The organism is Salmonella sp. SAL03688 (assembly GCF_046551895.1).
GTDB lineage: Bacteria > Pseudomonadota > Gammaproteobacteria > Enterobacterales > Enterobacteriaceae > Salmonella > Salmonella enterica.
Map to the genome: position 1 here is coordinate 187,144 of NZ_JBGDVI010000003.1, position 24,129 is coordinate 211,272.

The window sequence follows — 24,129 nt, forward strand, 5'->3', positions numbered from 1 at the left end:
TTTCTGAATAACGGTTAATGATAGCGTCTGATGGCGCTGCGCTTCTCAGGCCTACGACGCCTGTCAATTCGTAGGCCTGACGCAATGATTACCAGTCAGCGTAAGGCACCAGAGGCTGCGGCGGTAAATCCATATCCCCCTGCCAGCCCGCCGCGGAATAACGGACATACAGCAGCAGATGACTGGGGGTATAATCTTTCGCCTGCTGAATATCGACAGCCGTACCCACAAACCAGTTGGCAGTAACACGGCGTTCAATGAGCGCCCGCGCGGTATAGCCAAATCCCTGGCTGCTGCCGCCGCCGTTGGTCTGGTCACGCGCATCCTCCTGATAATCTGCCGGGATCAAATTCATCAGCGGATAACGCGGCATGGTACGGGTGCGGGAGTGCGACCAGGATACCGAGCCGCCTAGCTCCCACGACCAGTTTTCCGTACGCTGCCGCCACATCACCGGCACCGCAAACGACAGGTATTCCTGCGGGCTATAATAACCGCCCTGACCCAGTGAATAACCGCTCAGATCTTTGTCGTAATGCCAGATCATGTTATTCAGCCCGACGGTAACGCGGCGGTTATTCTCGTTAATCACCTTATAGTAATAACCGGTCATCCAGCGCACGCGCCAGTTATCTTCCACATTTTTACCACTCAACTGGTCGCCGCTGAGCGACGCCCAGACACCGTTTGCTTCGCCTTTATCATAGCTGAGACTGACGCCGCCGCCGTTGGCCCGCACGCCGCCCCATTTGGTGCCGGTATTGCTGCTGGCGTCCTTTTGCCCGCCAAACGCCAGCAGCGAGCTGGAGATCGGGCGACGATGCGCGTTCAGGGTATAACCCAACGGCCCGATATCGTCGCTGTAGCTGACGCCGCCGACCACATCAACGACATTAAAGCCCATCGGCGTCGTGCCGATATCCCAGCGCCAGGTCTCATTCTGCCAGCCGACCGCCACGCTCGCGCCCGTATCGGCCTGGCTACGATGTCCGCTGCATTTCTCCAGCGTACAGGTACCCCAGTTATTATCGTATTTTCCGTCCGCATCCGTAGAGAAACGGCCAACATCCATATTCACCATATCAGTACGAAAGAACGCCCGTCCGTCCGACCAGGGCGCATCCACCTGAAGCATCGTGGTATGCGCCTTCAGATCGGAGTAGCCGCCAGTCCCGCTCGACCCCCAATAATCGTGCGCCAACGTGACATTGAGATCCTGCTGACGGTACAACTCCGCCGCATCGCTACGCACGCCGCGTTTTAGCCAGTCGTCTTTTTCATCATTGCGCGTCAGGCGGGTAAAGGTATCGTTATCCTGGGGACGAACCGGCGTAATCGCCGCGGCGACCATTGCGTCTTTGTAGGTCTCCAGCGCCCGCTGCGGCTCGCCCGTTTGCGCCTGAAAAGCGGCGGCGTCACGCAATACCATCGCGCTTTCCATTGATGGCGGCTGTGCTTTTGCCTGCGGCGTAATGCGGTTGAAGGTCCGCGCCGCCGCCGTGATATCGCCAAGCTGGAGCTGCGCCAGCGCGACGCGGCGCTGCATGTTAATAGAGGTGATTTGCGACGCAGGCAGCGCCGCCAGCTGAGCGCGCGCCGCGGCGTTATCGCCCTGTGCGATGTCGATTTCTACCCGCCCCAGCATGGCATCGACATTACCCGGTTCCCGCGCCAGAACGGCGTCATAAGCGGCGCGGGCCGCCGCATTATCGCCACGCTGCTGCGCCCAGTCCGCCAACGTTAACGCAATGCGCGTAGAGGGCGGCTGCTGACGTAACAACGCTTCCGCTTCGCGTTCTTTGCCGCTATCGCGCAAGCGGTTAGCGCTTTCCAGCACCTGGTTACTTTGCAATCGGCCCGCCAGTTCCTGAATATTGCTGTTCCACTGGCTGGTCGGTAGGGTATTGAGATGCGCCAGCGCCGCCCGGTCCCGATCGCTGCCGGAAAGATAAAGCCCATAAGCATAGACCTGTTCCGGATCGTTTGGCTTCTGCTGCGCCAGAGAGCGCATTTGCGCATCGGCCTGGGCGTGCTGCCCGGCCTGCCACAGATCGCGTGACAGTCGGTACGTCACCCACACGCTCCCCGGATCTAATGCCAGCCGACGACGGTGCAGTTCTGCGGCCTGCGCCCATTTGCCCTCGCTTTCCAGCGTTTCCGCCTGCTGCGCCAGACGGTCATTTTCCAGACTGCGTTCGATATCGTCGATACTGCGCCGCTGGCTGGCGGAAAGAGAAGCGATAAACGCGGCGGCTTTTTGCGGCGACTGCTGGCGATAAAGATTCGCCAGCCCGCGTACAGCATTGGTATTACCGCTATCCATACGCAGCGTCTGCTGATAATAACGTTCGGCGGCGGCATTATCTTTGCGCGCCATCGCCACATCCCCCAGCCCCAGTACCGCGTAGCTGTCGGTGTTATCCACCGCTCGCGCCTGCTGATAGAAACGCTCCGCCTGGGCCAGATTATTCGCTTTTAAGGCCGCGTCGCCCTGCTGAATTAACAGCCAGTAGCGATTGACCTTCAGCAGACTCTCCCACTTATCGCGGCTGCTGCTGTGCGGCGCTATCGCCAGCGCCTTTTCAAACTGCGCGACGGCGCGGGCGCGATCGCCACGCTGTGAGTATGCCTGCCCCAGCGCGCCGACCGCCTCGCTGTCGTCCTGCCGGGCGCTTACCGCCTGCTGCAATTGCGCAATGGCCTTACCGCCTTCTCCGGCATTAACCGCCGCGATGCCCTGCGAGCGCGCGCGGAACGCCGGATCGGCTAACTGTTTTTGCTGCTCGCTAAGCTGGGCGCGGGCGGCAGACACGCTATCGCCTTCGCTAAACTGCGTCAGATAGTCTTGCAACGCTTTTACGCTGGCGTCGCTCACCGGGAGATCTTTTATCTGCTGGTACCAGATGGCGGAGGCCGCGCTGCGTCCCATACTGGATTTCGCCATCTGTTTTAGCACCGCGAATCCCTCATCGCGCCGCCCGCTGGCGAACAACAGTTGCGCCAGCGCATTTTGCAGAGCGTTATTACCCGGACTGACGGCATTAATTTTCTGTAGCTGGTTAATCGCTTCGTGACGGCGGGCGGGCAATTTCGCCACGGTCGTCCAGTATTCGACCGCCAGTTCGCCCTCCGGCGGATAACCTTTAAACAACTTGTCGTAGCTGGCGATCGCTTGTTCAGTATGGCCGGTCGTCGCCAGTAAACGCGCCTCCTGCAAAGACTGGCGTCCTTGCGGCGTGGAGAGCAGCATCGCGGTGCGGGAAGATTGATACGCCGTCGACTCCGGCGCCAGTTGCGCCAGCCGGTCAAGTAGCTTCTGTGCCCCGTCGCTATCCCCCTGGCGCAACAAATAGCGGAAACGGGCAGCGATAACCTGTGGATCATTGGGGTCGATCAGCTCCAGGCGATAGAGCGACTGACGGACTAAGTCCTCACGGTGCGTGGCCTCGCCCAGCCGAACCTGCTCCAGCAACTGTTGCTGCGCGGAGGTCGCTGCGCCGGCAAGCGGTGTTAGCGCCATACCAAGCGATAAACCCAACAATGCCCGAGAAACGCCCCTTTTGCCAGGTAAGGCGTTTCGACCGCCAGCCGGCAAAAAAGCGTGCATGAGACTTAACGTGAACTTACGCATTCCTGGCCCCAGTCAGGTAATAATTCACCTTTGACGGTGAAGCGAAAACGGTGCTGATCCCAGCCTTGTCCAAAGAGAGTCAGCACATAGTTGTAATAGGCATCGCTGCCAGGAAAATGGTCTGCGACCCGCTGTCGCTGCACGGCCTGGGCGTCGCGATTTTGCAGGAAAGGCAGTAAGGCGGCGGAAAACCCGACCGGCCCCGTCCCTTGCGCGTTCCCGCTGACGACATCCACTTTCTCCGGTGGAACGCCGTTTTTCATCGTTAACGTCGCCATCGGTTTAAATCGCGCCAGTAAACGCGCTTTTTGCGGATCGCCATCATGCATCATTCCCGCCCATAAATAGACGCGAATCGCATCGTAGCTACTGATCAGCGTCTTTTCCGCTTTCAACTGCCAGCCTTGCTTGCTTTCATAACGCACCCAGTCCGGCGAGAAACCTTTCGGCGCGGTTTCCAGCAAAAGCCGCAAATTGGTTTCCCGTAACGTCGACCACGGCGCGCCAAAACGGCTAAAGTATTGCGCCAACTGCGGCGGCAGATAGCTTGGGTTAAAACGCCAGCTATTCGCCTCGGCAAAGCCGATTTTGCCAGGTAGCAGCATTGAGCCCAGCCCCGGCACATTCACGACCTCTTCGCGGGCGATGCGTTTTAGCAACGCCGTGCCCACCTCGGTATAACGCGTCTCTTTCCACAGACGACCGGCCTCCAGCAGCGACCATGCCATCCAGATATCGCCGTCGGACGCGGAGTTGCTGTCCAGCACCGACCAGGTGTCGGGATCTTTTTGCCCCCACAGCCAGGCGGGCAGATGTTCACGCAGCGATCCCTGCGCCAGATTGTTTTGCGTCCAGTTAAACAGTTGCGCGAACGCCGGTCGATCGTTCGCCGCCAGGGCAAAGAACATGGCGTAGCTTTGCCCTTCGGAGGTGGTAATTTTTCGCGCATCGCCCGGATCGATAACGCGTCCCTGCTGGCTAATGTAATCTTTCTTGAACTGTTCCCACGCAGGCCAGCTACAGGCCGCCTGCGCATTTATTGCCGTCAGCATGACGATCATCGTTATCCATCCGCACAGCATAGTCATCATGCGTTACTCATGGTCAGGGTCGAGACGACGGCGACTGAGAATACGTAGCAGACGCCACAATACCCACGCCAGTAATACCACACTGAGGGCCGCCAGTACCGCCAGCAGCACCGGGTGATTCGCCAGCGCATACCACAGCCGCTCAAACCACGGCAGATGTCCGACGTAATAGATATCGCCAACGCGCAGACTGTGAACGCCGGACTCGCGGATCACCGCCACGGAACCAAACATCGCGGCGCGTTTACCGCTGTCGTTCACAGCGTCGTTCAGTAGCTGGTAACCGCGCGGGCTGTCAGCCAGCAGAGCAATCACGCTGCGCTGATCATTAAACGGCGACTGGAAGCCCACCACCGCCGCCATTGGGCCGCTGGCGGTGACGGTGGACTGCGCATCCGCCGCGCGATCGGCCTCATCCGGCATAATCGACGGGAAAGCGGTCTGCCGCATCGGGGTTTTTACCCAGCTTTGTGTCGCCTGCACCAACAGATCGATACGCTTATCGTCTTTTAGCTTGCCCGGAATAGCGCCAATAATCAGCAGATCGGCGTCTTTGTCGGCTATCTGAGCGCTATCATCGGTGATGGTCAGATTAATTGCCGGGAAACCGGTCTGCCCGCCAATGGCGCCGACCGTATTCAGCAGCGTTTCCATTTGCGCTTCGGTTGGGGTCTTCGGCATCACCGCCAGCGTGTCAGACAGGTCGGCCATTCGGCTGAACGGGAAACCCGCATTGGCGAACGCGCGTAAATCCGGCATCGCGATAAAGTGGTAATATTTCGAAAAATCGATAGTGGAGTCATCCCCTATCACCACATGATTCGGTACCGGCTGGAAGGTAATACAGTTGTCCACCGACCCGCCCGGCATCGGATTCATGTAGCGGAAGTCAAAACGTAGTTGGTTCATCGCCCCCAGTTTGAGCGCTGGAATAGACACATCCGTTTTACCATCCAGCAGTCCCTGAAGTACCGGCAGGCGCAACAGGAGTCGATTAGTTTCCTGCGTGCTGTTGAGGCTAAAGGCTTGCAGGAACTGGTTATTCAGACTGATGTCCAGCCGTGAACTGTCTTTGGTCGGCGGCGAGGTATAACGGTAGTTGAGATCCATATCAATACCGTTGCTACGCAGCAAATAGAGGTCCGGCGGCAGATTCAAAGAAACGTTGATGGGCGCCGGCTCCAGCCCACTCGACTGGAGCTGCTCTTCATAGGTTTTCAGCTCGCCAAAAGTGACCGGGCGATCGGTACGCACCCAGTTCGGCGCATCATACGGTTTGCGCGCCAGCAGCGGTTTTACATCGTTGACCACCACGCTGGAACCGCGGAAGAGAATATTCCCTTGCGCGATACCTTTTGCCGCCTGCAACAGGTCTTTATCATCACGGCCAAACACGACCAGCAACTTCACATACGGATTATCCGGATGGCTCATCATCTCGATAACCGGCGCGTTAACCGCAGGATGATCGCGCAGGAAATCGGGGCGTCGATCGTTGGTGGCGAACACGATGGCATTGCGATCCGGCAGGTGATTATACAACACCGGGAAGCGCTGACCGCGCCAGCCCGCCCGCGAGCCAAACCAGGACGCGACAATAGAAGCCGCCTGCTGCTGCGCCAGATCCGGCATGTCAGCAAACACTATCGGCAACGTCACCGGACGGTTATCCCGCGGATCGAAAAACGGCACCGGGAAGTGGGACAGATCGTTATTCACCGCCAGCATGTTATAGGTCAGATCCAGGGCGCTATTTCGCCCGATGTCTAACCACAGAGTACTGCTGGCCGGGTTTTCACACACGTCGCGATAGTGGCCGACAAACTCCAGCCGCACCCGGTTAAAGTCGGTGATAAATAGCGGATTGATAGGTACCTGCGCCAGCGTCTTTTTCCCCAACTGCTCTTTTGTCACCGGCAGTACGCCCATCAGTTCATCATTGAGATAAACCTTGAGCTGCGACTGAACCGGCAGGAGCGACGGCGAGGGCGTATATTCCAGATTCAGCACCGCTTTCGACGCCACTTCATCGCTGCGCATACCAAATTCAATGCCGCCGTTAGGGTTAACGCCACGCAGCGCCATACTGCCCGGCGGCGGCGCGATTTGCGCAAAGGTCAGCTTGACCTCGCGCGAAGGCGCGGTTTGCGCCACGACGGGCGCCTCAGTTGCGGGCGACGGCGCAGGCTCGGTGGGTTCAGCATTTATCAATGGCGGCGTAGCAGGCGCCGCCGCCGTCATGAAAGCAGGAAACGCGCTTAATCCTATTACCGCCGCACAAATCCAGGACAATTTTCTTTTCATCGCATTATCATCATTGTTGAGCCTGAGCCATAACCCGATCCGACGGCTGTATCGCCGCTTGCCGCTCCGGGCGACGCGGAATAAACGATACAATCCAGGCAATTAACGCCGTCAACGATCGGAAAATTACTTTTACTGAAGGCGGCGCGAATTCCGCGAGGTGGCGATATCCGCGGAAGCCCAGCTTCAGAATATCCAGCAAGCTTTCCAGCGGTTTATCTTCCGGGAAGCTATCTTGCCAAAGCGCCCACGTATCGGCGCGCGCGAAGGTACACTGCACAAAATCAATATGTTGTTTGGTGGTGAGCGGCATCAGTTGTAGCCCGACCTCATTGCCCGTTACGCGCACCACCTGCGTTGGAAAGACATATTCCTGCTGCCCGCGTTTAAGCAACAGATTCACTTTCTGCCCTTCCAGCACCTGCGCCTGACCGTTGATCTTGATGCCTAACCCGCCGTCGGAGAAGTCATGTACGGTACAGGAGAACAAATGTCCATCTTCGCGGGCGATGGCCCCCGGCATGGCAATCTCGACCCGATGCGCGCGCCTGACCTGTTTACTCTCTACCGAAACCGCAACCGCGCCGCCGAGAATGACCAGGTTGTAGAAGACCCACACCAGGCTAACGATGACGGTCAGCGTTTCATTTTCCGGCCCGTAATAGTATCGCCATACGCCCGCCGCCACGCCGAGCAGGTTAAGCAAGACAAGGAAGATATACGGACGCGAGATTACCCAGTCGACGTACTTCTCTTCCACCAGCCCGCCTTTCGCCGTGACGTTAAATTTCCCTTTGTGCGGATTGATCAACGCGACCAGAGTCGGCGGTGCGATATACCATGCCAGTACCGTTTCATAGATTTCACTCCAGAAAGAGTGACGATACTTGCCCTGAATCTTCGAGTTAGTCAGGCTGGCGTGGACCATGTGCGGTATCACAAATAGCGCAATCATCAACGCAGGCGCATAAATGATATAGGCGTGCAGCAGCAGAAAAGCCAGCGGCGCGGTCAGAAAGATCAGACGCGGAATGCCGGACAAGAAATGGAACATCGCGTTGAGGTAGCACAGCCGCTGCGCCAGTTTTAAGCCTTTACCAAACAGAGGGTTATCGAGGCGGAAAATTTGCACCATGCCCCGCGCCCAACGAATACGCTGCCCGATATGCGCCGACAGGCTTTCCGTCGCCAGCCCCGCCGCCTGCGGAATGCGCATATACGCTGAGGTATAACCTCGCCGGTGCAGCCGGAGCGAAGTATGCGCATCTTCCGTCACCGTCTCAACGGCGATACCGCCAATCTCATCCAGCGGCTTACGGCGAATCACCGCGCACGATCCGCAAAAGAAAGTGGCGTCCCACATATCGTTACCGTCCTGCACCAGTCCGTAAAACAGCGTGCCTTCGTTAGGCGTTTTACGAAAACGTCCCAGGTTGCGCTCAAACGGGTCCGGGGAGAAGAAATGATGCGGCGTCTGCATCATCGCCAGCTGTTTTTCTTTCAGGAACCAGCCCATTGTCATTTGCAGAAACGAGCGTGTCGGCACATGGTCGCAATCGAAGATCGCCACAAACTCGCCTTTCGCGTGTTTTAGCGCATTGTTGATGTTGCCGGCTTTGGCGTGTTCATGCGTGGCGCGGGCAATGTAATGCACGCCAACATGTCGGGCAAACTGACGAAATGATTCGCGCCCGCCGTCATCAAGGATCCAGATATTCAGCTTGTCCTTCGGCCAGTCAATGCCAAGCGAAGCGTAAATGGTATTTTTGACCACATTAAGGTCTTCGTTATAGGTCGGTACAAAAATATCCACCGTCGGCCACTGCGACATCTCTTTCGGCAACGGCACCGGTTGACGATTTAACGGCCACACCACCTGGAAGTACCCCAGCACCAGCACAATCCAGGCGTAGGTTTCCGCAAACAGCAGAATCAGCCCGCACACCAGACTGACCGGGTCGTCCCAATTTAGCGTCGAGGTATAGCGCCACCAGATATAACGACAGGAGACCGTTAGCGACAGCACGATGAGCATCAGCGCGGAAAAGCGTCCCGGCATACGTCGTACCAACAGCGCAACGCCCCACAGCAACAGCAGAAAGATAAATTGCGATAGCGGGTTAAATGGCTGCGTAATACAGATCAGCGCCAGTATCAGTGAAAAGGTCACGATAACGCCCAGAATAAAACGCCGGGCGCCGTTGCTAAGATGTCCCAGCTCTTTTTCCTTTTCCAGATGCGTTGTCTTTTGACGCACCCGTTCCGGTAAGGTATCCATCCATTGATGGTAACGTCCACGAACGTCCTTCAGGCGCGCAAATGACCGCCAGCGCGGTTCATGACGTTCTTTAGTCGACGAGATCATCACCAGCCAGAGGGTCTGAATGAGGTAGCGGGCCGGGTCCAGCGGGCGCGGGCGGGCGGCGTTAATATGCGGGTAAAGCGCTTTATGCCCGTCGCGAATACGCTGCCAGCGCGGATGCTCAAGCGGAAACACTATCCACGCCAGAATCATCCACAGGCAGCCGAGCGCTGCGCTAAACGGCGACGCGCCGTGGCGGCGGTAACCCTGATAGCGCTCGCTCAAACGCGCGCTAACCGGCGGGATAAGCAGCCACCGGGAAAGGGCGCTCATCGCGGGCTCCCGGCGGACGTTTTGTCGCCCGCATCATGCAGCAGGCACCAGTTCGCCAGCGTTAACACCTCTTCGGCGGCTAACGAATCGCTGCGATATTCGCCTAACGGCTGTTTCGACGCCATGCACTCCGCCATCGCCTCATCGCGATGGATCACAATAGGCAGCAACCGGCGCTGGCTTTGCAGCCAGACCTGGTACAGATCGTCCTGTAACTGGCTGCCGATGCGTAAGTCATTGATCAGAATATGCGCCCCGGCAGGCAACGCCTGCTGATGAAGGCGAATATGGCAGTTAGCGTCAACCTGGGCTATCGCCAGCGTATGGTCGCAGAGGCTCACCAGCTGCCCTGTCAGCGGTGACGCGCCGTAGGGCAAGTCCAGTAAAATCCAGCTATAACGCCCGCTCGCTTTCAGCGCCTGGATAGCCGATCCGATCTCTCCCAGCGTCTCCTGCCAGGCCTGCAGATTTTCCCGCTCTTGCGCGGTGAGCTGTCCAAACGGCAGTAGATCAAGCTGCGAGGTATAACGTAATCCGGCATCGCGCCAGTCCTGGCCGTCCAGCAACGATCGCGCCCAACCGCCCTGATGGACGAAGTCGACGTTAAACGACATGCGCAGCAGGTTATCGGGGCTGGCGTCAATCACCAGGACATTTTCCCCTAAGATTTGTAACGCCCAGGCGAGTGCTGCGGTGAGAGATGTGGTTCCCACCCCGCCGCGCACGCCCTGCAGTCCCAGAATCGCCATTCATGGCTTCCTTAATGAATGTGGTTGCGCAAATTCAGCCAGGAGTGGCCATCTTTTAATCGCCGCCGCCAACTGTTCGCGTTGGGAAATATCGGTATAATCTATTTCGGGTAGTGAAAACGCCTGGCTTAATGCCAGAAAATCATTTTGAAAAGTGTAGCCCAACGTTGGATCGGACTGAGCGCCAGGTTCATTGTTATACATTCTGGTTGCTCCTTTTTAAATATTTCTCACTGGCAGCATTACGCCCCGTCGTCAATACGGGAGAACGCGCATTTTTCATCTTTCCGTGACATCATTTATAATGTGTAAAAATGCAAAGCGCAGAGTTACAGGGCATCCTGCCGGACAAATTGATTCACATGCTAAATCTGATGCGTTTTAATTTCAATGTTAGGTTTATTTCTGTGCTTTCGCTAGTAAACTGATAAACAGTTAAAATAGTGACATGAGGGACACTGTGGACCCCGTATTTTCTCTCGGCATCTCATCATTATGGGATGAACTGCGCCATATGCCAACCGGCGGCGTCTGGTGGGTTAACGCCGATCGCCAGCAAGATGCCATCAGCCTGGTGAATCAAACGATTGCGTCACAAACGGAGAATGCAAATGTCGCCGTCATCGGCATGGAAGGCGATCCTGGCAAAGTAATCAAATTAGATGAATCTCACGGTCCGGAGAAAATCCGCTTATTTACCATGCCGGATTCAGAAAAAGGGCTATACTCTTTGCCCCACGATTTGCTTTGTTCTGTTAACCCGACGCATTACTTTTTCATTCTTATTTGTGCAAATAACACGTGGCGGAATATAACGTCAAAAAGCCTGCATAAATGGCTGGAAAAAATGAATAAATGGACTCGTTTTCATCACTGTTCATTGTTGGTTATTAACCCTTGTAATAATAGCGATAAACAGTCCTCGTTGCTGATGGGCGAGTATCGCTCACTTTTCGGCCTCGCCAGTTTACGTTTTCAGGGCGACCAACATTTGTTCGATATTGCCTTCTGGTGTAACGAAAAAGGCGTCAGCGCCCGACAGCAGTTATTGCTGTGTCAGCAGGACGAACGCTGGACGCTATCCCATCAGGAGGAGACGGCAATTCAGCCGCGTAGCGACGAAAAACGCATTCTTAGCCACGTCGCCGTCCTTGAAGGCGCGCCGCCGCTCTCGGAACACTGGACGCTTTTCGACAATAACGAAGCGCTATTCAACGACGCGCGCACGGCGCAGGCCGCGACAATTATTTTTTCGCTTACACAGAACAACCAAATCGAGCCGCTTGCTCGTCGCATTCATACTTTGCGGCGCCAACGGGGAAGCGCGCTGAAAATTGTCGTGCGCGAAAATATCGCCAGTTTGCGCGCCACCGATGAGCGCCTGCTGCTGGGCTGCGGCGCGAATATGATCATTCCCTGGAACGCCCCGCTTTCACGCTGCCTGACGCTTATTGAAAGCGTGCAGGGGCAGCAGTTCAGCCGTTACGTACCGGAAGACATCACCACGCTACTGTCGATGACGCAGCCGTTGAAACTGCGCGGTTTTCAGCCGTGGGATACCTTCTGCGATGCCATCCATACGATGATGAGCAACACCCTGCTCCCCGCCGACGGGAAAGGCGTTCTGGTCGCGCTGCGCCCGGTGCCGGGCATTCGGGTTGAGCAGGCGTTAACATTATGTCGGCCAAACCGAACCGGCGATATTATGACCATCGGCGGCAACCGCCTGGTGCTGTTTTTATCATTCTGCCGGGTCAACGATCTGGATACCGCGTTAAACCATATTTTCCCTTTGCCGACGGGCGATATTTTCTCTAATCGTATGGTCTGGTTCGAAGATAAACAAATCAGCGCCGAGCTGGTGCAGATGCGCTTATTGTCGCCGGAACTGTGGGGAACGCCGCTACCGCTGGCAAAACGCGCCGACCCGGTAATAAATGCCGAACACGATGGCCGCATCTGGCGTCGTATTCCTGAACCCCTGCGATTGCTCGACGACACCGCGGAGCGTGCATCATGATGACCATCAGCGATATCGTGCAAATTATTCTTTTTTGCGCGCTGATTTTCTTTCCGCTGGGGTATCTGGCGCGTCATTCGCTACGCCGTATCAGTGATACAACCCGGCTGCTATTTGCCAAACCTCGTTATGTAAAACCAGCCGGAACTCTGCGCCGCGCTACGAAAGTCAAGGCAGACAAAAAATGACTCAGCATACTCAAACTCCTTCAATGCCTTCTCCGCTCTGGCAGTACTGGCGCGGTCTTTCCGGCTGGAACTTCTATTTTCTGGTCAAGTTTGGCCTGCTGTGGGCAGGCTATCTGAATTTTCATCCTTTACTGAATTTGGTATTCATGGCGTTTCTGCTCATGCCAATACCAAAGTATCGCCTTCACCGGTTGCGCCACTGGATTGCCATTCCCGTCGGCTTCGCGCTGTTCTGGCATGATACCTGGCTGCCCGGCCCGCAAAGCATTATGAGCCAGGGGACGCAGGTGGCGGAATTCAGCTCCGGTTATCTGCTCGATCTGATCGCCCGTTTTATTAACTGGCAAATGATCGGCGCCATCTTCGTACTGCTGGTTGCCTGGCTTTTTTTATCACAGTGGATTCGGGTCACGGTGTTTGTGGTCGCCATCATGGTATGGCTGAATGTCCTGACATTAACCGGCCCGGTTTTTACGCTGTGGCCGGCAGGCCAGCCAACCGATACGGTGACGACGACTGGCGGTAATGCGGCCGCTACCGTCGCGACAGCGGGCGATAAGCCGGTCATCGGCGATATGCCTGCGCAAACCGCGCCGCCGACGACCGCGAATCTGAACGCCTGGTTGAACACCTTCTATGCCGCGGAAGAAAAGCGGAAAACGACGTTCCCGGCGCAGCTTCCGCCTGATGCGCAGCCGTTCGACCTATTGGTCATCAATATTTGTTCGCTCTCCTGGTCGGATGTCGAAGCGGCAGGCTTGATGTCACATCCGCTATGGTCGCACTTTGACATTTTGTTTAAACACTTTAATTCCGGCACGTCTTACAGCGGCCCGGCGGCCATTCGTCTGCTGCGCGCCAGCTGTGGTCAACCATCGCATACCCGACTTTATCAACCAGCCGATAACGAATGTTATCTGTTTGATAATCTGGCGAAACTGGGCTTTACTCAGCATCTGATGATGGATCATAACGGTGAATTTGGCGGCTTCCTGAAAGAAGTTCGCGAAAACGGCGGTATGCAGAGCGAACTGATGAACCTGTCCGGCCTGCCAACCGCCCTGCTGTCATTCGACGGCTCGCCGGTATATGACGATTTGGCGGTCCTGAACCGCTGGTTGGCAGGGGAAGAACGTGAAGCCAATTCCCGCTCCGCGACTTTCTTTAACCTGCTGCCGCTGCACGATGGCAACCATTTCCCCGGCGTCAGCAAAACGGCGGATTATAAAATCCGCGCGCAGAAACTGTTCGATGAACTGGACGCCTTCTTTACCGAACTGGAGAAATCCGGGCGTAAGGTGATGGTGGTCGTCGTACCGGAGCACGGCGGCGCGCTGAAGGGCGACAGAATGCAGATCTCAGGCCTGCGCGATATTCCCAGCCCCTCCATCACCAACGTCCCGGCGGGCGTGAAATTTTTTGGCATGAAAGCCCCGCATGAGGGCGCGCCGATTGATATTAATCAGCCGAGCAGCTACCTGGCGATTTCCGAGCTGGTCGTACGCGCCGTGGACGGTAAGCTCTTTACCGAAGACAGTGTGAACTGGAACAAGCTGACCAGCAATCTGCCGCAAACCGCGCCGGTTTCAGAAAACGCTAATGCGGTGGTGATTCAGTACCAGGGTAAGCCCTACGTTCGTCTGAATGGCGGCGACTGGGTGCCTTACCCGCAGTAAACCGAAAAAGGCCGCAAGGTTTCCCCTGCGGCCTGGTTCGGGCGCATGTTGCCATTACGGCGGACAAACGCTCAAAACGCGTTACTTCCTGTCACGTAGCCAGTTGACGATCACACTGGCGATAATGCCAGCAATGATCGGTGCCGCCAGATCGTGCCAGAAGGCCACGCCCAACTGCGTAAGCGTCATATAGCCGCCTTGTTGCAATGGCAACCGTTCGCGGCTATCCTTGATGTGTTGAGGTTCAAGTTAGCCCCCGTCAGGTTGCCAGGTTTATACCAGTCAACGTGCGGGGGTTTTCTCTATCCAGCAACCTATGCCGCCGGGGATCAAGCCCCCGCAACATTGCGCCTCACCGGGTAAACCCGGCTTGCTGCTGATATTACGGCAAAATCCCCGTCCCGGCACGGCGCTAACGTGCAATCTGCGTGACGCTTCGCAGACGATTACTTTTATTTGCCAGAATACATTCAGCATTTCTGAGGCTGGCAGTCAGCCGCTCAATTCTGTAAATTATGCCTCCTCGCGGCCAGTCCCGGTGATACCGAAACCCTCGTTCAGCATCCTGCGTCTATGACATATTCGCCTGTTGCGCCAGAGGAATGGCTAAAAGCAGGTATTACCGACGAACTTATCCGTCTTTCAGCGGGACCTGAAGATCCCGACGATATTATTCATGACCTTGAACGCGCCAGCAGAAAAGCAGCATTCTGACGATTGCTCGGCGAACCGCTGTCACCGGTTTGCCGCATCGGGTATCAAGGCACTATAGCCTGGTTATAGGCAGCATTCTTTATGAGAGAGCTGCGTATATTTTGGGCAGGGGGCTCTATGCAGGACGACACATTACCATTAAATAACAGTAACGCTACGACCACATCGCTTTCAACGAGATTACCGTTTACAAAATATGATTTTGGCTGGGTGCTCTTGTGTATCGGTATGGCGATCGGCGCCGGTACCGTCTTAATGCCAGTGCAAATCGGTCTCAAGGGGATCTGGGTATTTATTACCGCTTTTATCATCGCCTATCCCGCTACCTATATTGTGCAGGATATTTATCTAAAAACGTTATCTGAAAGCGAAACCTGTGACGATTATACGGATATTATCAGTCACTATCTTGGCAAAAACTGGGGCATTTTTCTCGGTGTAATCTATTTTCTTATGATTATCCACGGGGTGTTTATTTATTCCCTGTCGGTGGTGTTTGATAGCGCCTCCTATATCAAAACCTTCGGCCTTACTGAGGTCGATCTTTCGCAGTCTATTATCTATAAAGTCGCGATTTTCGCCGTGCTGGTGGCGATTGCCTCCGGCGGGGAAAAGTTATTATTTAAAATTTCCGGCCCGATGGTGGTGGTAAAAGTCGGGATCATTCTGATATTCGGTTTCGCGATGATCCCACACTGGAATCTTGATAATATTTCCGCCTTTCCCGCCGCATCGGTTTTCTTTCGCGACGTACTGCTCACTATCCCATTTTGCTTCTTTTCTGCGGTCTTCATTCAGGTGCTAAACCCAATGAACATCGCCTATCGTAAGCGCGAACCTGACCGTGTGCTGGCCACCCGGATGGCGATTCGCACGCATCGCATTAGCTATATTACGCTGATTGCCATTATTCTCTTTTTCTCGTTCTCGTTTACCTTTTCGATTAGCCATGAAGAGGCGGTATCAGCGTTCGAGCAGAATATTTCCGCCCTTGCGCTGGCAGCTCAGGTAATCCCTGGCCATATCATCCACATTACCTCTACCATCCTCAATATTTTTGCCGTACTTACCGCGTTCTTTGGTATTTATTTAGGTTTTCACGAAGCGCTTAAAGGTATTGTACTGAATGTATTGAGTCGTATTATGGATGTCAAAAACGTCAACCCACTGTTACTGACATCTGGAATCTGTGTCTTTATCGTGGTGACTCTGGTTATTTGGGTTTCGTTTCGCGTCTCAGTATTGGTCTTTTTCCAGTTAGGCAGTCCGCTTTATGGCATTGTCGCGTGTATTATTCCCTTTTTCCTGATTTATAAAGTAGCGCAACTGGAAAAATTACGCGGCCTGAAAACCTGGCTTATTCTGTTATATGGAATATTGTTGTGCCTGTCGCCGTTATTAAAATTGATTGAATAAGTCGTACCGGAGAGCCATGCCCGGTGGCGCTACGCTTACCAGGCCTACAGGTACGGTGTAGGCTTGATAAGGCGCAGCCGCCATCCGGCATAAAACGCAATTAACTCAGCGGTTTCTGCGGGTTTTCATCCTGATCGACGGCAAAGCAGGCCACCAACTGGCCGTCGTACTCTTTAAGCTGCGGCTGTAACTGCGTGCAGGGTCCGAAGCGACGGCGGCAGCGGGCGTTGAAGGCGCAGCCCGGCGGCGGGTTCAGCGGGCTCGGCAACTCGCCGGTCAGCTTAATCCGCTCACGGCGATCGTCCGGATTCAGCCGCGGCGTGGCGGAGAGCAACGCCTGGGTATAGGGATGACGTGGATTGTTAAAAATCTGCTCTTTGGTCCCTTTCTCCACGCAGCGGCCTAAGTACATGACCATCACTTCATCGGCGATGTGTTCCACCACCGACAGGTCGTGCGAGATAAAGACATAAGACAGCCCCATATCCTGTTGCAAATCCATCATCAGGTTCAGCACCTGGGCGCGCACCGACACGTCGAGCGCGGAGACCGGTTCGTCGGCAATCACTACGTCCGGATCAAGCATCAGACCGCGGGCGATAGCGATACGCTGACGCTGGCCGCCGGAGAACATATGCGGATAGCGGTCGTAGTGCTCGGTTTTCAGCCCCACCTTCGCCATCATCGCCAGCGCTTTTTCACGACGCTGCGCTTTACTCAGGCTGGTATTGATCAGCAACGGCTCTTCCAGAATTTGCCCCACTTTCTTGCGTGGGTTCAGGGAACCGTAGGGGTTCTGAAACACAATCTGAATTTTCTGCCGCCGCAGTTTCTGCGCGTGCGGATCGTGTTTGAGCAGATCCTGCCCCTGGTAATAAAGCTCGCCGCCGGTTGGCGTTTCAATCATCGTCAGCAGGCGACCCAGTGTGGATTTTCCACAACCGGACTCCCCCACTACGGCCAGCGTTTTACCGCGTTCGAGATTAAACGACACGCCATCCAGCGCTTTTACCAGCCGTTCCGGAGAAAAGATCCCCTTCTTCACCGGATAGTGTTTTTTCAGGTCGATAGCCCGCAACAGCGGCTGTTGCAAGGTGGCCTCATGCGTACTCATAGTGTGGGCCTCCCGGCATCATCGAGTGGGTAATGACATTTTGACTGACGTCCATCGTCCAGTTGGTTGAGAGCAGGTTCTTCCGCACGACATCTGTCCGTGGCGTAGGGGCAGCGCGGGTTAAGCAGACAACCCGTCGGTCGGTCATATTTCCCCGGCACCACACCCGGCAGCGACGCCAGACGCGCTTTGTCCTGAGCAAACTCTGGTAACGCGCGTAGCAGTGCCTGCGTGTAGGGATGACGCGGCGCGCGGAAAATATCCTGCGCAGCGCCGGTTTCGACGACCTGCCCGGCGTACATGACGATGATTTTGTGCGCCGCTTCCGCCACCAGCGCCAGGTCATGGGTAATCAGCACCAGCGCCATGTTCTCTTTTTGCTGCAACTCCAGCAGCAGCTCAATAATTTGCGCCTGAATGGTCACATCCAGCGCCGTGGTTGGTTCATCAGCAATTAACAGCTTTGGTCGACAGGCTATTGCCATCGCAATCATCACGCGCTGACTCATGCCGCCAGAAAGCTGGTGCGGATAGACATCCAGACGAGAGGCCGGATCGGGAATGCCCACCTGGTTCAACAGGTCAATCGCTCGCTGACGACGGGTTTTCTTGTTCCCGCCCTGATGTACCTTGATGGCTTCCATAATCTGAAAGCCAACGGTATAGCAAGGATTGAGGCTGGTCATCGGGTCCTGGAAAATCATCGCCACTTCAGCGCCCACCAGGTTGCGACGTTCCTTCTCGGAAATGCGCTTCAGATCCTGTCCGTTAAAGAGCAGGTTTTCCGCCATCACGCGGCCTGGGTAATCGATAAGCCCCATAATCGCCAGCGAGCTGACGGATTTGCCGGAACCAGACTCGCCGACAATACCGACCACCTCACCCTGCTTCACGCTGTAGCTAATGCGGTCGACGGCTTTGAACGGTGTCCCTTCGTCGCCGAAGTGCACCGATAATTGATCTACATTTAATAACGCCATCTCGAACCTCTTACTGCTTCAGTTTGGGATCGAGCGCGTCACGCAGACCGTCACCCATCAGGTTAAATGCCAGTACCGTCAGCAGAATCGCCAGCCCCGGGAAGGTCACGACCCACCAGGCGCTTTGCGCGAACTGCAATACGTCAGAGAGCATGGTGCCCCACTCCGGCGTTGGCGGCTGTGCGCCCATGCCAAGAAAGCCGAGGGCGGCCATATCGAGAATGGCGTTAGAGAAACCGAGCGATGCCTGAACGATCAGCGGCGCAAGGCAGTTCGGGAAAATATTGACGAACATCTGACGCATCGCGCCTGCGCCCGCCACGCGGGAGGCAGTCACATAATCGCGGTTCACCTCTACCAGAACCGCCGCGCGGGTTAAGCGGACATAGTGCGGCAGCGCCACAAACGTCAACGCCAGCGCAGCGTTGCCGATGGAGGGGCCGAAGATCGCCACCAGCACCAGCGCCAGCAGCAGGCTCGGCAGGGCCAGCATAATATCGACCACGCGCATGATGATGTTATCGACCAGACCGCCGAAGTAGCCCGCGACCAGGCCGAGAATAATCCCCATTACCAGCGACAGGACGACCACCAGACAGCCGACCAGCAGTGACAAACGCGCGCCATACATCAGGCGCGAGAGGACATCGCGACCAACATCATCCGTTCCCAGAATATGCGCCCAACTGCCGCCTTCCTGCCAGACCGGCGGCGCCAGCAGCGCATCGCGGAACTGCTCTGCCGGGTTGTACGGCGCAATAAAGTTGGCAAACACCGCAATCAGGATCACGATGAGAACATACGCCAGCCCGACGACCGCGCCTTTATTGCGTTTAAAATAGTGCCAGAACTCCCGCAATGGCGTCATGGGCGCCGGTGCGGCATTAACATTATTTTCAGTAACCTGTGACATGATGGCCCCTTACTTCTTATGCCGAATACGCGGGTTCACCACGCCGTACAGCAGGTCTACCAGCAGGTTGACGAGAATAATCATCGTCGCTACCAGTAACACGCCGCCCTGCACTACCGGATAATCGCGGCGTTGCAGCGCATCGATCAGCCAGCGCCCCAGACCGGGCCACGAGAAGATAGTTTCTGTCAGAATCGCGCCCGCCAGCAGCGTACCCACCTGCAGGCCGATCACGGTGACGACTGGCAGCATGGCGTTACGCAGAGCATGAACGATAATGACGCGCATCCTGGTCAACCCTTTGGCGCGTGCGGTACGGATGTAATCCTCCCCCAGCACTTCCAGCATCGACGAACGGGTCATACGCACAATGACGGCCAGCGGGATTGTGCCGAGCACCATCGCAGGCAGGATCATATGCGCCAGCGCATCAATAAAGTTACCCTCTTCGCCCCAGATAGCGGTGTCGATCAGCATAAAGCCCGTCAACGGATTGGTATCATCAAGGAACACCATATCGCTCACGCGCCCGGAAACCGGCGTCAGGTTCCAGTGGACGGAGACCAGCATGATCAGCATCATGCCCCACCAGAAGATAGGCATAGAGTAACCGGTCAGCGCCAGGCCAACAGCAGTGTGATCGAAGATAGAACCGCGCTTCACTGCGGCCAGCACGCCCACCGGAATCCCCACGGCGACGGCAAAAATCATGGCGCAGACGCCAAGTTCCAGCGTCGCTTTAAAGCGAGGTACGAACTCGTCCCATACAGGGATTCGGCTTTTCAGCGAGATGCCTAAATCGCCATGCATCACCCCCCAGATATAATGGAGGTACTGCTGCCACATCGGTTTATCAAGACCGAGTTCAGCCAGCAGTTGAGCATGACGCTCAGGGGAAATACCTCGCTCACCCGCCATGATCATCACCGGATCGCCGGGGATCATGTGGACAAAGGCAAAGGTGAGAAGGGTAATACCGATAAACGTCGGGATAACGAGTCCCAAACGTCGGAGAATGAACTGCAACATAACCCGAATTCTCTCTCATGACGCACGGCCTGGAACCGTGAGTCTGTATTGCTCACAAATCTTATCCCACGCAAACTGCATCGCGGATAAAGCATTACGCCGGATGGCGCTGCGCTTATCCGGCCTACACAACACCGGGGCGCAGCGCTCTTTTAATTATTCGACAGAGACGTTTTCGAAGTGATGTTTGCCTAATGGATCAACCACATAGCCTTTAACTTCTTTACGCACTGGCTCATAAACCGTGGAGTGAGCGATGATTAGCGCTGGCGCCTGGTCATGCATCACAACCTGGGCCTGTTTATAGAGCTCAATACGCTTGTTATGGTCGTCGGTCGCACGCGCAGGCTGAATCAGGTCTTCAAACGGCTTATAACACCATTTTGAATAGTTGGAGCCTTGCTGGGCGGCATCGCAGCTGAACAGCGTGGCGAAGAAGTTATCCGGATCGCCATTATCGCCGGTCCAGCCCATCATCACCGTCTGGTGCTCGCCATCTTTAGCGCGCTTGAGGTATTCGCCCCATTCATAGGTGACAATTTTGGCCTGAACGCCAATCTTCGCCCAGTCCGCCTGGATCATTTCCGCCATACGACGCGCATTCGGGTTATAGGGACGCTGTACCGGCATCGCCCACAGATCGATGGTGAAGCCTTTTTCCAGACCGGCTTCTTTCAGCAGCGCCTTCGCTTTTTCCGGATCGTAGCCGTAGTCTTTAATATCGTCGTTGTAGCCCCACATTGTCGGCGGGATCAGGTTTTTCGCCGCAACGCCCGCGCCCTGATAAACGGCTTTGATGATGGCCTCTTTATTCACGGCATAGGTCAACGCCTGGCGAACTTTGACATCATCCAGCGGTTTTTTCTGCACGTTATAGGAGAGATAACCCACGTTCAGGCCAGCCTGCTCCATCAGGTTGATGTTTTTATCTTCTTTCATGCGCGCAATATCCGCCGGGTTCGGATACGGCATCACCTGACATTCGTTCTTCTGCAGTTTGGCGTAACGCACAGAGGCGTCAGGCGTGATGGAGAAGACCAGGCGGTCGATCTGCGGCTTCGTGCCCCAGTAGCCGTCAAAGGCTTTGTAGAGAATGCGGGAGTCTTTCTGATATTGCACCAGTTGGAACGGGCCAGTGCCGACCGGGTTCAGATCCACTTTTTCCGGCGTACCGGCTTTCAGCATGTTGTCAGCATATTCTTTGGAAAGAATAGAGGCGAAGTCCATGGCTAAATCGGCAAGGAACGGCGCTTCCGGACGCGTCAGCACAAACTGCACCGTGTGATCGTCTACCTTCTTCACTTCGCTAATCAGATCCGGCAGCCCCATGCCTTCAAAGTATTCATAGCTGCCGCCAGACACTTTATGGTACGGGTTCTGCTCGTTTTTCTGCCGGTCAAAAGAGAACACGACATCATCGGCGTTCAGCTCGCGCGTGGGTTTGAAATCCTTGCTGGATTGCCATTTCACCCCTTTACGTAGGTGGAACGTATAGGTTTTACCGTCTTCGCTGATATCCCACTTCTCAGCAAGACCCGGGATCACTTCCGTGGTGCCGGTTTTGAATTCAACCAGACGGTTATAGATAGGTACGGAGCTGGCATCATAGGTGGTGCCAGACGTAAAGAGCTGTGGGTTAAAGCCTTCCGGCGAGCCTTCTGAACAATAAACCAGGGTTTTGGCCTGCACGCTTGCTGCAACGGTCATGGCCACCAGGCTCAAACCAAGCTTCAGCATCCCTGACTTCTTCAAGGAAATACTCATTCTTCTGCTCCAATTGTGATGTATGTTGTTTTGCCCTTTGCAAAGGCTTTTACCGCCCGGCCTTTTTTGTTTTTTACCTGGTCAGGTCAGTAGTGAGAGGTGGGGATTCCGTTCGCATAATCGACTGAGTTGCAGTGCGGATTCTCCATAAAATGCCCCTCATTCCCTACAATCTGTCAATAGAATGTCAAAACGTCAATACAGGTAACCAGCTTTTACAACAACGGTGAGAATTAACAAACAAAGATTAAAAAAAGTTCAGAAGGGTATTTTCAGCAGGGAAATTTGTGCTATGGGCAGAAAGGCAGAGTTATTCACTTAATATTTTGCAACAGTTAGTGATTAACAATTAGACATTAATTGAAAAATTTCTTTCGATATGTTGATTATCTGAGCGATTAATACCACTAACGCTAAAACGCACAGGCGAAAATGCTGAGGTTATCCATAAGCCGTGTGCAAAAAAGAGTTATACGGACATTGAAAAACACCATCGAATATGTCACAAAATTGTAAATAAGTAGGCCGTCGTGCGGCCTACCGCGATCACAAAAACTAACTTTTGACCCTGGCCTGCGTGCGCTTTTCGCTCCAGTTAAACAACGAGTTCACCAGAATCGCCGTCAACGTCCCCGCCGCCATGCCGTTACCAAACACCATCTGCACGCCTGAAGGGAAATTTTGATAAAGACCCGGCACCAGAATAGGCAGCATGCCCATCGCCAGCCCCATTGCCAGCGCGTAGGTTTTGCCCGGCGTATGCAGTGGCTCACGCGCAATCATATCAATGCCGATAACCCCGATAATGCTGAAGACAATCACCGCCGTACCGCACACCACCGAACCTGGCAGACAGGTCGCCAGACGTACCAGCGGCGCGAATATGGCAATCAGGATTAACAATCCTCCGGCAGCCGCAGTCACGAAACGCGATTTCACATTAGTGGTGCGTACCACCCCAATATTTTCGCCGGAGGTGATAATTAAGGAGGTGCCAAAAATCCCCCCCAGCAGCGACATTACCGCATCACCACGAATGGTGCGTGGAATCGCCTGCTGCACATTTTGCGTGGAATTGACTATTTCCGCGGTCGCAATCGTTTGCCCGGTTGCTTCAGCCATAGAGATGACCGCGTAAATCAGTAACGGCAGCGAGGCGGAGAGATCAAAAATCGGCCAGCCGAACGGCAAAAGCTGTGGGAAACTAAACAGCGGCCCGTGACTAACACCGCTAAAATCGGTGCTGCCCAGCGCCATTCCCAGCAGCGTTCCCGCTAAAAGGCCGAACATCACCGCCAGCTGGCGCAAAATACCGCTAAACGCCAGCGCGAAAATCAGCGTTATCAGGATAGTTCCCAGCGATAAAATGATACTGGTTGGATGAGCGAAGTCGGCGCTCCCTGGCTGGCCAATGATCAACCCGCCGTACAGGCGAATAAGGTTAATCGACACCATTAGCAGCATGATGCCAATGATAAAGGGGGGAAAATGGTGCAGGCAGCGGCGGAAAATCGGCAACGCGATAAAGTAGAACAGCGAGGTCAGAATTACGGCGCCAATCGCGGTCTGGATATTGGTCTGTAAAGCGATCGCAACGAAAATCGCAATCGGCGCGCCCCCCGGTACCATAATAAACGGCAAACGCGCGCCCACCCCTTTCACACCCAGGCTTTGCAAAATAGCGCCCAGACCGCACATCAGAAAGGTCGCGCTAAGTACCGAGGCGGTCACCGTATCGGTAAAGTGGAGCGCTTTGGCGATCAGAAAGACGGAGGTAATGGGGGTGGCGGCAACGACCAGCACATGCTGAAGCGCCAAAAGTAAGGTGGTTTGCCAGGGTAATGCATCGTTATCCGGCGTAGTAAGGCCAGGTTGCGGCATGATTAACTCCCATAAAACATCAAA

Annotated in this window: 17 protein-coding genes and 1 pseudogene; 5 read left to right on the forward strand and 13 right to left on the reverse strand. The window is 55.2% G+C overall.

Features of this window, described 5'->3' with window-relative positions; all coding sequences use genetic code 11:
* Window positions 1–88: 88 nt before the first annotated feature.
* The 6 genes from bcsC to bcsR are packed head-to-tail and all read right to left on the reverse strand — an operon-like array spanning window position 89 to window position 10,614.
* On the reverse strand, window positions 89–3,631 hold the full coding sequence (bcsC, locus tag ACLJR2_RS04335) for a cellulose synthase complex outer membrane protein BcsC (RefSeq protein WP_001225184.1): 3,543 nt from the start codon (window positions 3,629–3,631) through the stop codon (window positions 89–91).
* Window positions 3,613–4,722 carry a cellulose synthase complex periplasmic endoglucanase BcsZ gene (gene bcsZ, locus ACLJR2_RS04340; RefSeq protein WP_000988793.1) on the reverse strand — a complete coding sequence of 370 codons (1,110 nt, stop codon included), beginning with the start codon at window positions 4,720–4,722 and terminating at the stop codon, window positions 3,613–3,615. Before bcsZ ends, bcsC begins: the two co-directional genes overlap by 19 nt.
* 3 nt (window positions 4,723–4,725) lie before the next feature.
* A complete protein-coding gene (gene bcsB, locus ACLJR2_RS04345; protein ID WP_000823796.1) occupies window positions 4,726–7,026 on the reverse strand; it encodes a cellulose biosynthesis cyclic di-GMP-binding regulatory protein BcsB in 2,301 nt (766 codons plus the stop codon).
* Between the two features lie 10 nt (window positions 7,027–7,036).
* Complete coding sequence (gene bcsA / locus ACLJR2_RS04350) at window positions 7,037–9,661, reverse strand: UDP-forming cellulose synthase catalytic subunit (protein WP_001275331.1); 2,625 nt, start codon at window positions 9,659–9,661, stop codon at window positions 7,037–7,039.
* The gene (bcsQ, locus tag ACLJR2_RS04355) at window positions 9,658–10,410 is read right to left on the reverse strand and encodes a cellulose biosynthesis protein BcsQ (protein WP_000996113.1); all 753 of its coding nucleotides are present in this window, start codon (window positions 10,408–10,410) and stop codon (window positions 9,658–9,660) included. Before bcsQ ends, bcsA begins: the two co-directional genes overlap by 4 nt.
* Window positions 10,411–10,614, reverse strand: coding sequence for a cellulose biosynthesis protein BcsR (gene bcsR / locus ACLJR2_RS04360; protein WP_000282616.1), 204 nt, complete (start codon window positions 10,612–10,614; stop codon window positions 10,411–10,413).
* 244 nt (window positions 10,615–10,858) lie between these two features.
* On the opposite strand from bcsR, the gene bcsE reads away from it, so the two are divergent.
* Genes bcsE through bcsG form a run of 3 tightly spaced genes read left to right on the forward strand, consistent with a single transcriptional unit; the run spans window position 10,859 to window position 14,294 of the window.
* Window positions 10,859–12,430, forward strand: a complete 1,572-nt coding sequence (bcsE, locus tag ACLJR2_RS04365) for a cellulose biosynthesis c-di-GMP-binding protein BcsE (RefSeq protein WP_001205775.1) — start codon at window positions 10,859–10,861, stop codon at window positions 12,428–12,430.
* Window positions 12,427–12,618, forward strand: a complete 192-nt coding sequence (bcsF, locus tag ACLJR2_RS04370) for a cellulose biosynthesis protein BcsF (RefSeq protein WP_000988321.1) — start codon at window positions 12,427–12,429, stop codon at window positions 12,616–12,618. The genes bcsE and bcsF overlap by 4 nt, the downstream gene beginning before the upstream one ends.
* Window positions 12,615–14,294 carry a cellulose biosynthesis protein BcsG gene (gene bcsG / locus ACLJR2_RS04375; RefSeq protein WP_001533877.1) on the forward strand — a complete coding sequence of 560 codons (1,680 nt, stop codon included), beginning with the start codon at window positions 12,615–12,617 and terminating at the stop codon, window positions 14,292–14,294. The genes bcsF and bcsG overlap by 4 nt, the downstream gene beginning before the upstream one ends.
* Before the next feature lie 81 nt (window positions 14,295–14,375).
* On the opposite strand, the gene ACLJR2_RS04380 is transcribed toward bcsG, so the two are convergent.
* Window positions 14,376–14,483, reverse strand: a complete 108-nt coding sequence (locus ACLJR2_RS04380; protein WP_001537650.1) for a type I toxin-antitoxin system toxin Ldr family protein — start codon at window positions 14,481–14,483, stop codon at window positions 14,376–14,378.
* A 372-nt stretch (window positions 14,484–14,855) separates the two neighbouring features.
* On the opposite strand from ACLJR2_RS04380, the pseudogene ACLJR2_RS04385 reads away from it, so the two are divergent.
* Together ACLJR2_RS04385 and ACLJR2_RS04390 are read left to right on the forward strand one after the other, a co-directional pair.
* A pseudogene (locus tag ACLJR2_RS04385) lies at window positions 14,856–15,008 on the forward strand (PLP-dependent transferase); the annotation flags it as partial.
* A gap of 117 nt (window positions 15,009–15,125) precedes the next feature.
* A complete protein-coding gene (locus ACLJR2_RS04390; RefSeq protein ID WP_001150184.1) occupies window positions 15,126–16,424 on the forward strand; it encodes an aromatic amino acid transport family protein in 1,299 nt (432 codons plus the stop codon).
* Window positions 16,425–16,524: 100 nt separating this feature from the next.
* On the opposite strand, the gene dppF is transcribed toward ACLJR2_RS04390, so the two are convergent.
* The 6 genes from dppF to ACLJR2_RS04420 form a co-directional block, all read right to left on the reverse strand.
* Entirely contained in the window at window positions 16,525–17,538 is a 1,014-nt protein-coding gene (gene dppF / locus ACLJR2_RS04395) for a dipeptide ABC transporter ATP-binding subunit DppF (protein WP_000103561.1), read from the reverse strand.
* Complete coding sequence (dppD, locus tag ACLJR2_RS04400) at window positions 17,535–18,518, reverse strand: dipeptide ABC transporter ATP-binding protein (protein ID WP_001196509.1); 984 nt, start codon at window positions 18,516–18,518, stop codon at window positions 17,535–17,537. The genes dppF and dppD overlap by 4 nt, the downstream gene beginning before the upstream one ends.
* A 10-nt stretch (window positions 18,519–18,528) precedes the next feature.
* A complete protein-coding gene (dppC, locus tag ACLJR2_RS04405; protein WP_000084690.1) occupies window positions 18,529–19,431 on the reverse strand; it encodes a dipeptide ABC transporter permease DppC in 903 nt (300 codons plus the stop codon).
* A 9-nt stretch (window positions 19,432–19,440) separates the two neighbouring features.
* Window positions 19,441–20,460 (reverse strand): dipeptide ABC transporter permease DppB, encoded by a 1,020-nt coding sequence (gene dppB, locus ACLJR2_RS04410; protein ID WP_000938843.1) that lies wholly within the window; start codon window positions 20,458–20,460, stop codon window positions 19,441–19,443.
* 156 nt (window positions 20,461–20,616) lie between these two features.
* Window positions 20,617–22,224 (reverse strand): dipeptide ABC transporter periplasmic-binding protein DppA, encoded by a 1,608-nt coding sequence (gene dppA / locus ACLJR2_RS04415; protein WP_000028047.1) that lies wholly within the window; start codon window positions 22,222–22,224, stop codon window positions 20,617–20,619.
* Between the two features lie 555 nt (window positions 22,225–22,779).
* A complete protein-coding gene (locus ACLJR2_RS04420; protein WP_001136080.1) occupies window positions 22,780–24,105 on the reverse strand; it encodes a uracil-xanthine permease family protein in 1,326 nt (441 codons plus the stop codon).
* Window positions 24,106–24,129: the final 24 nt, after the last annotated feature.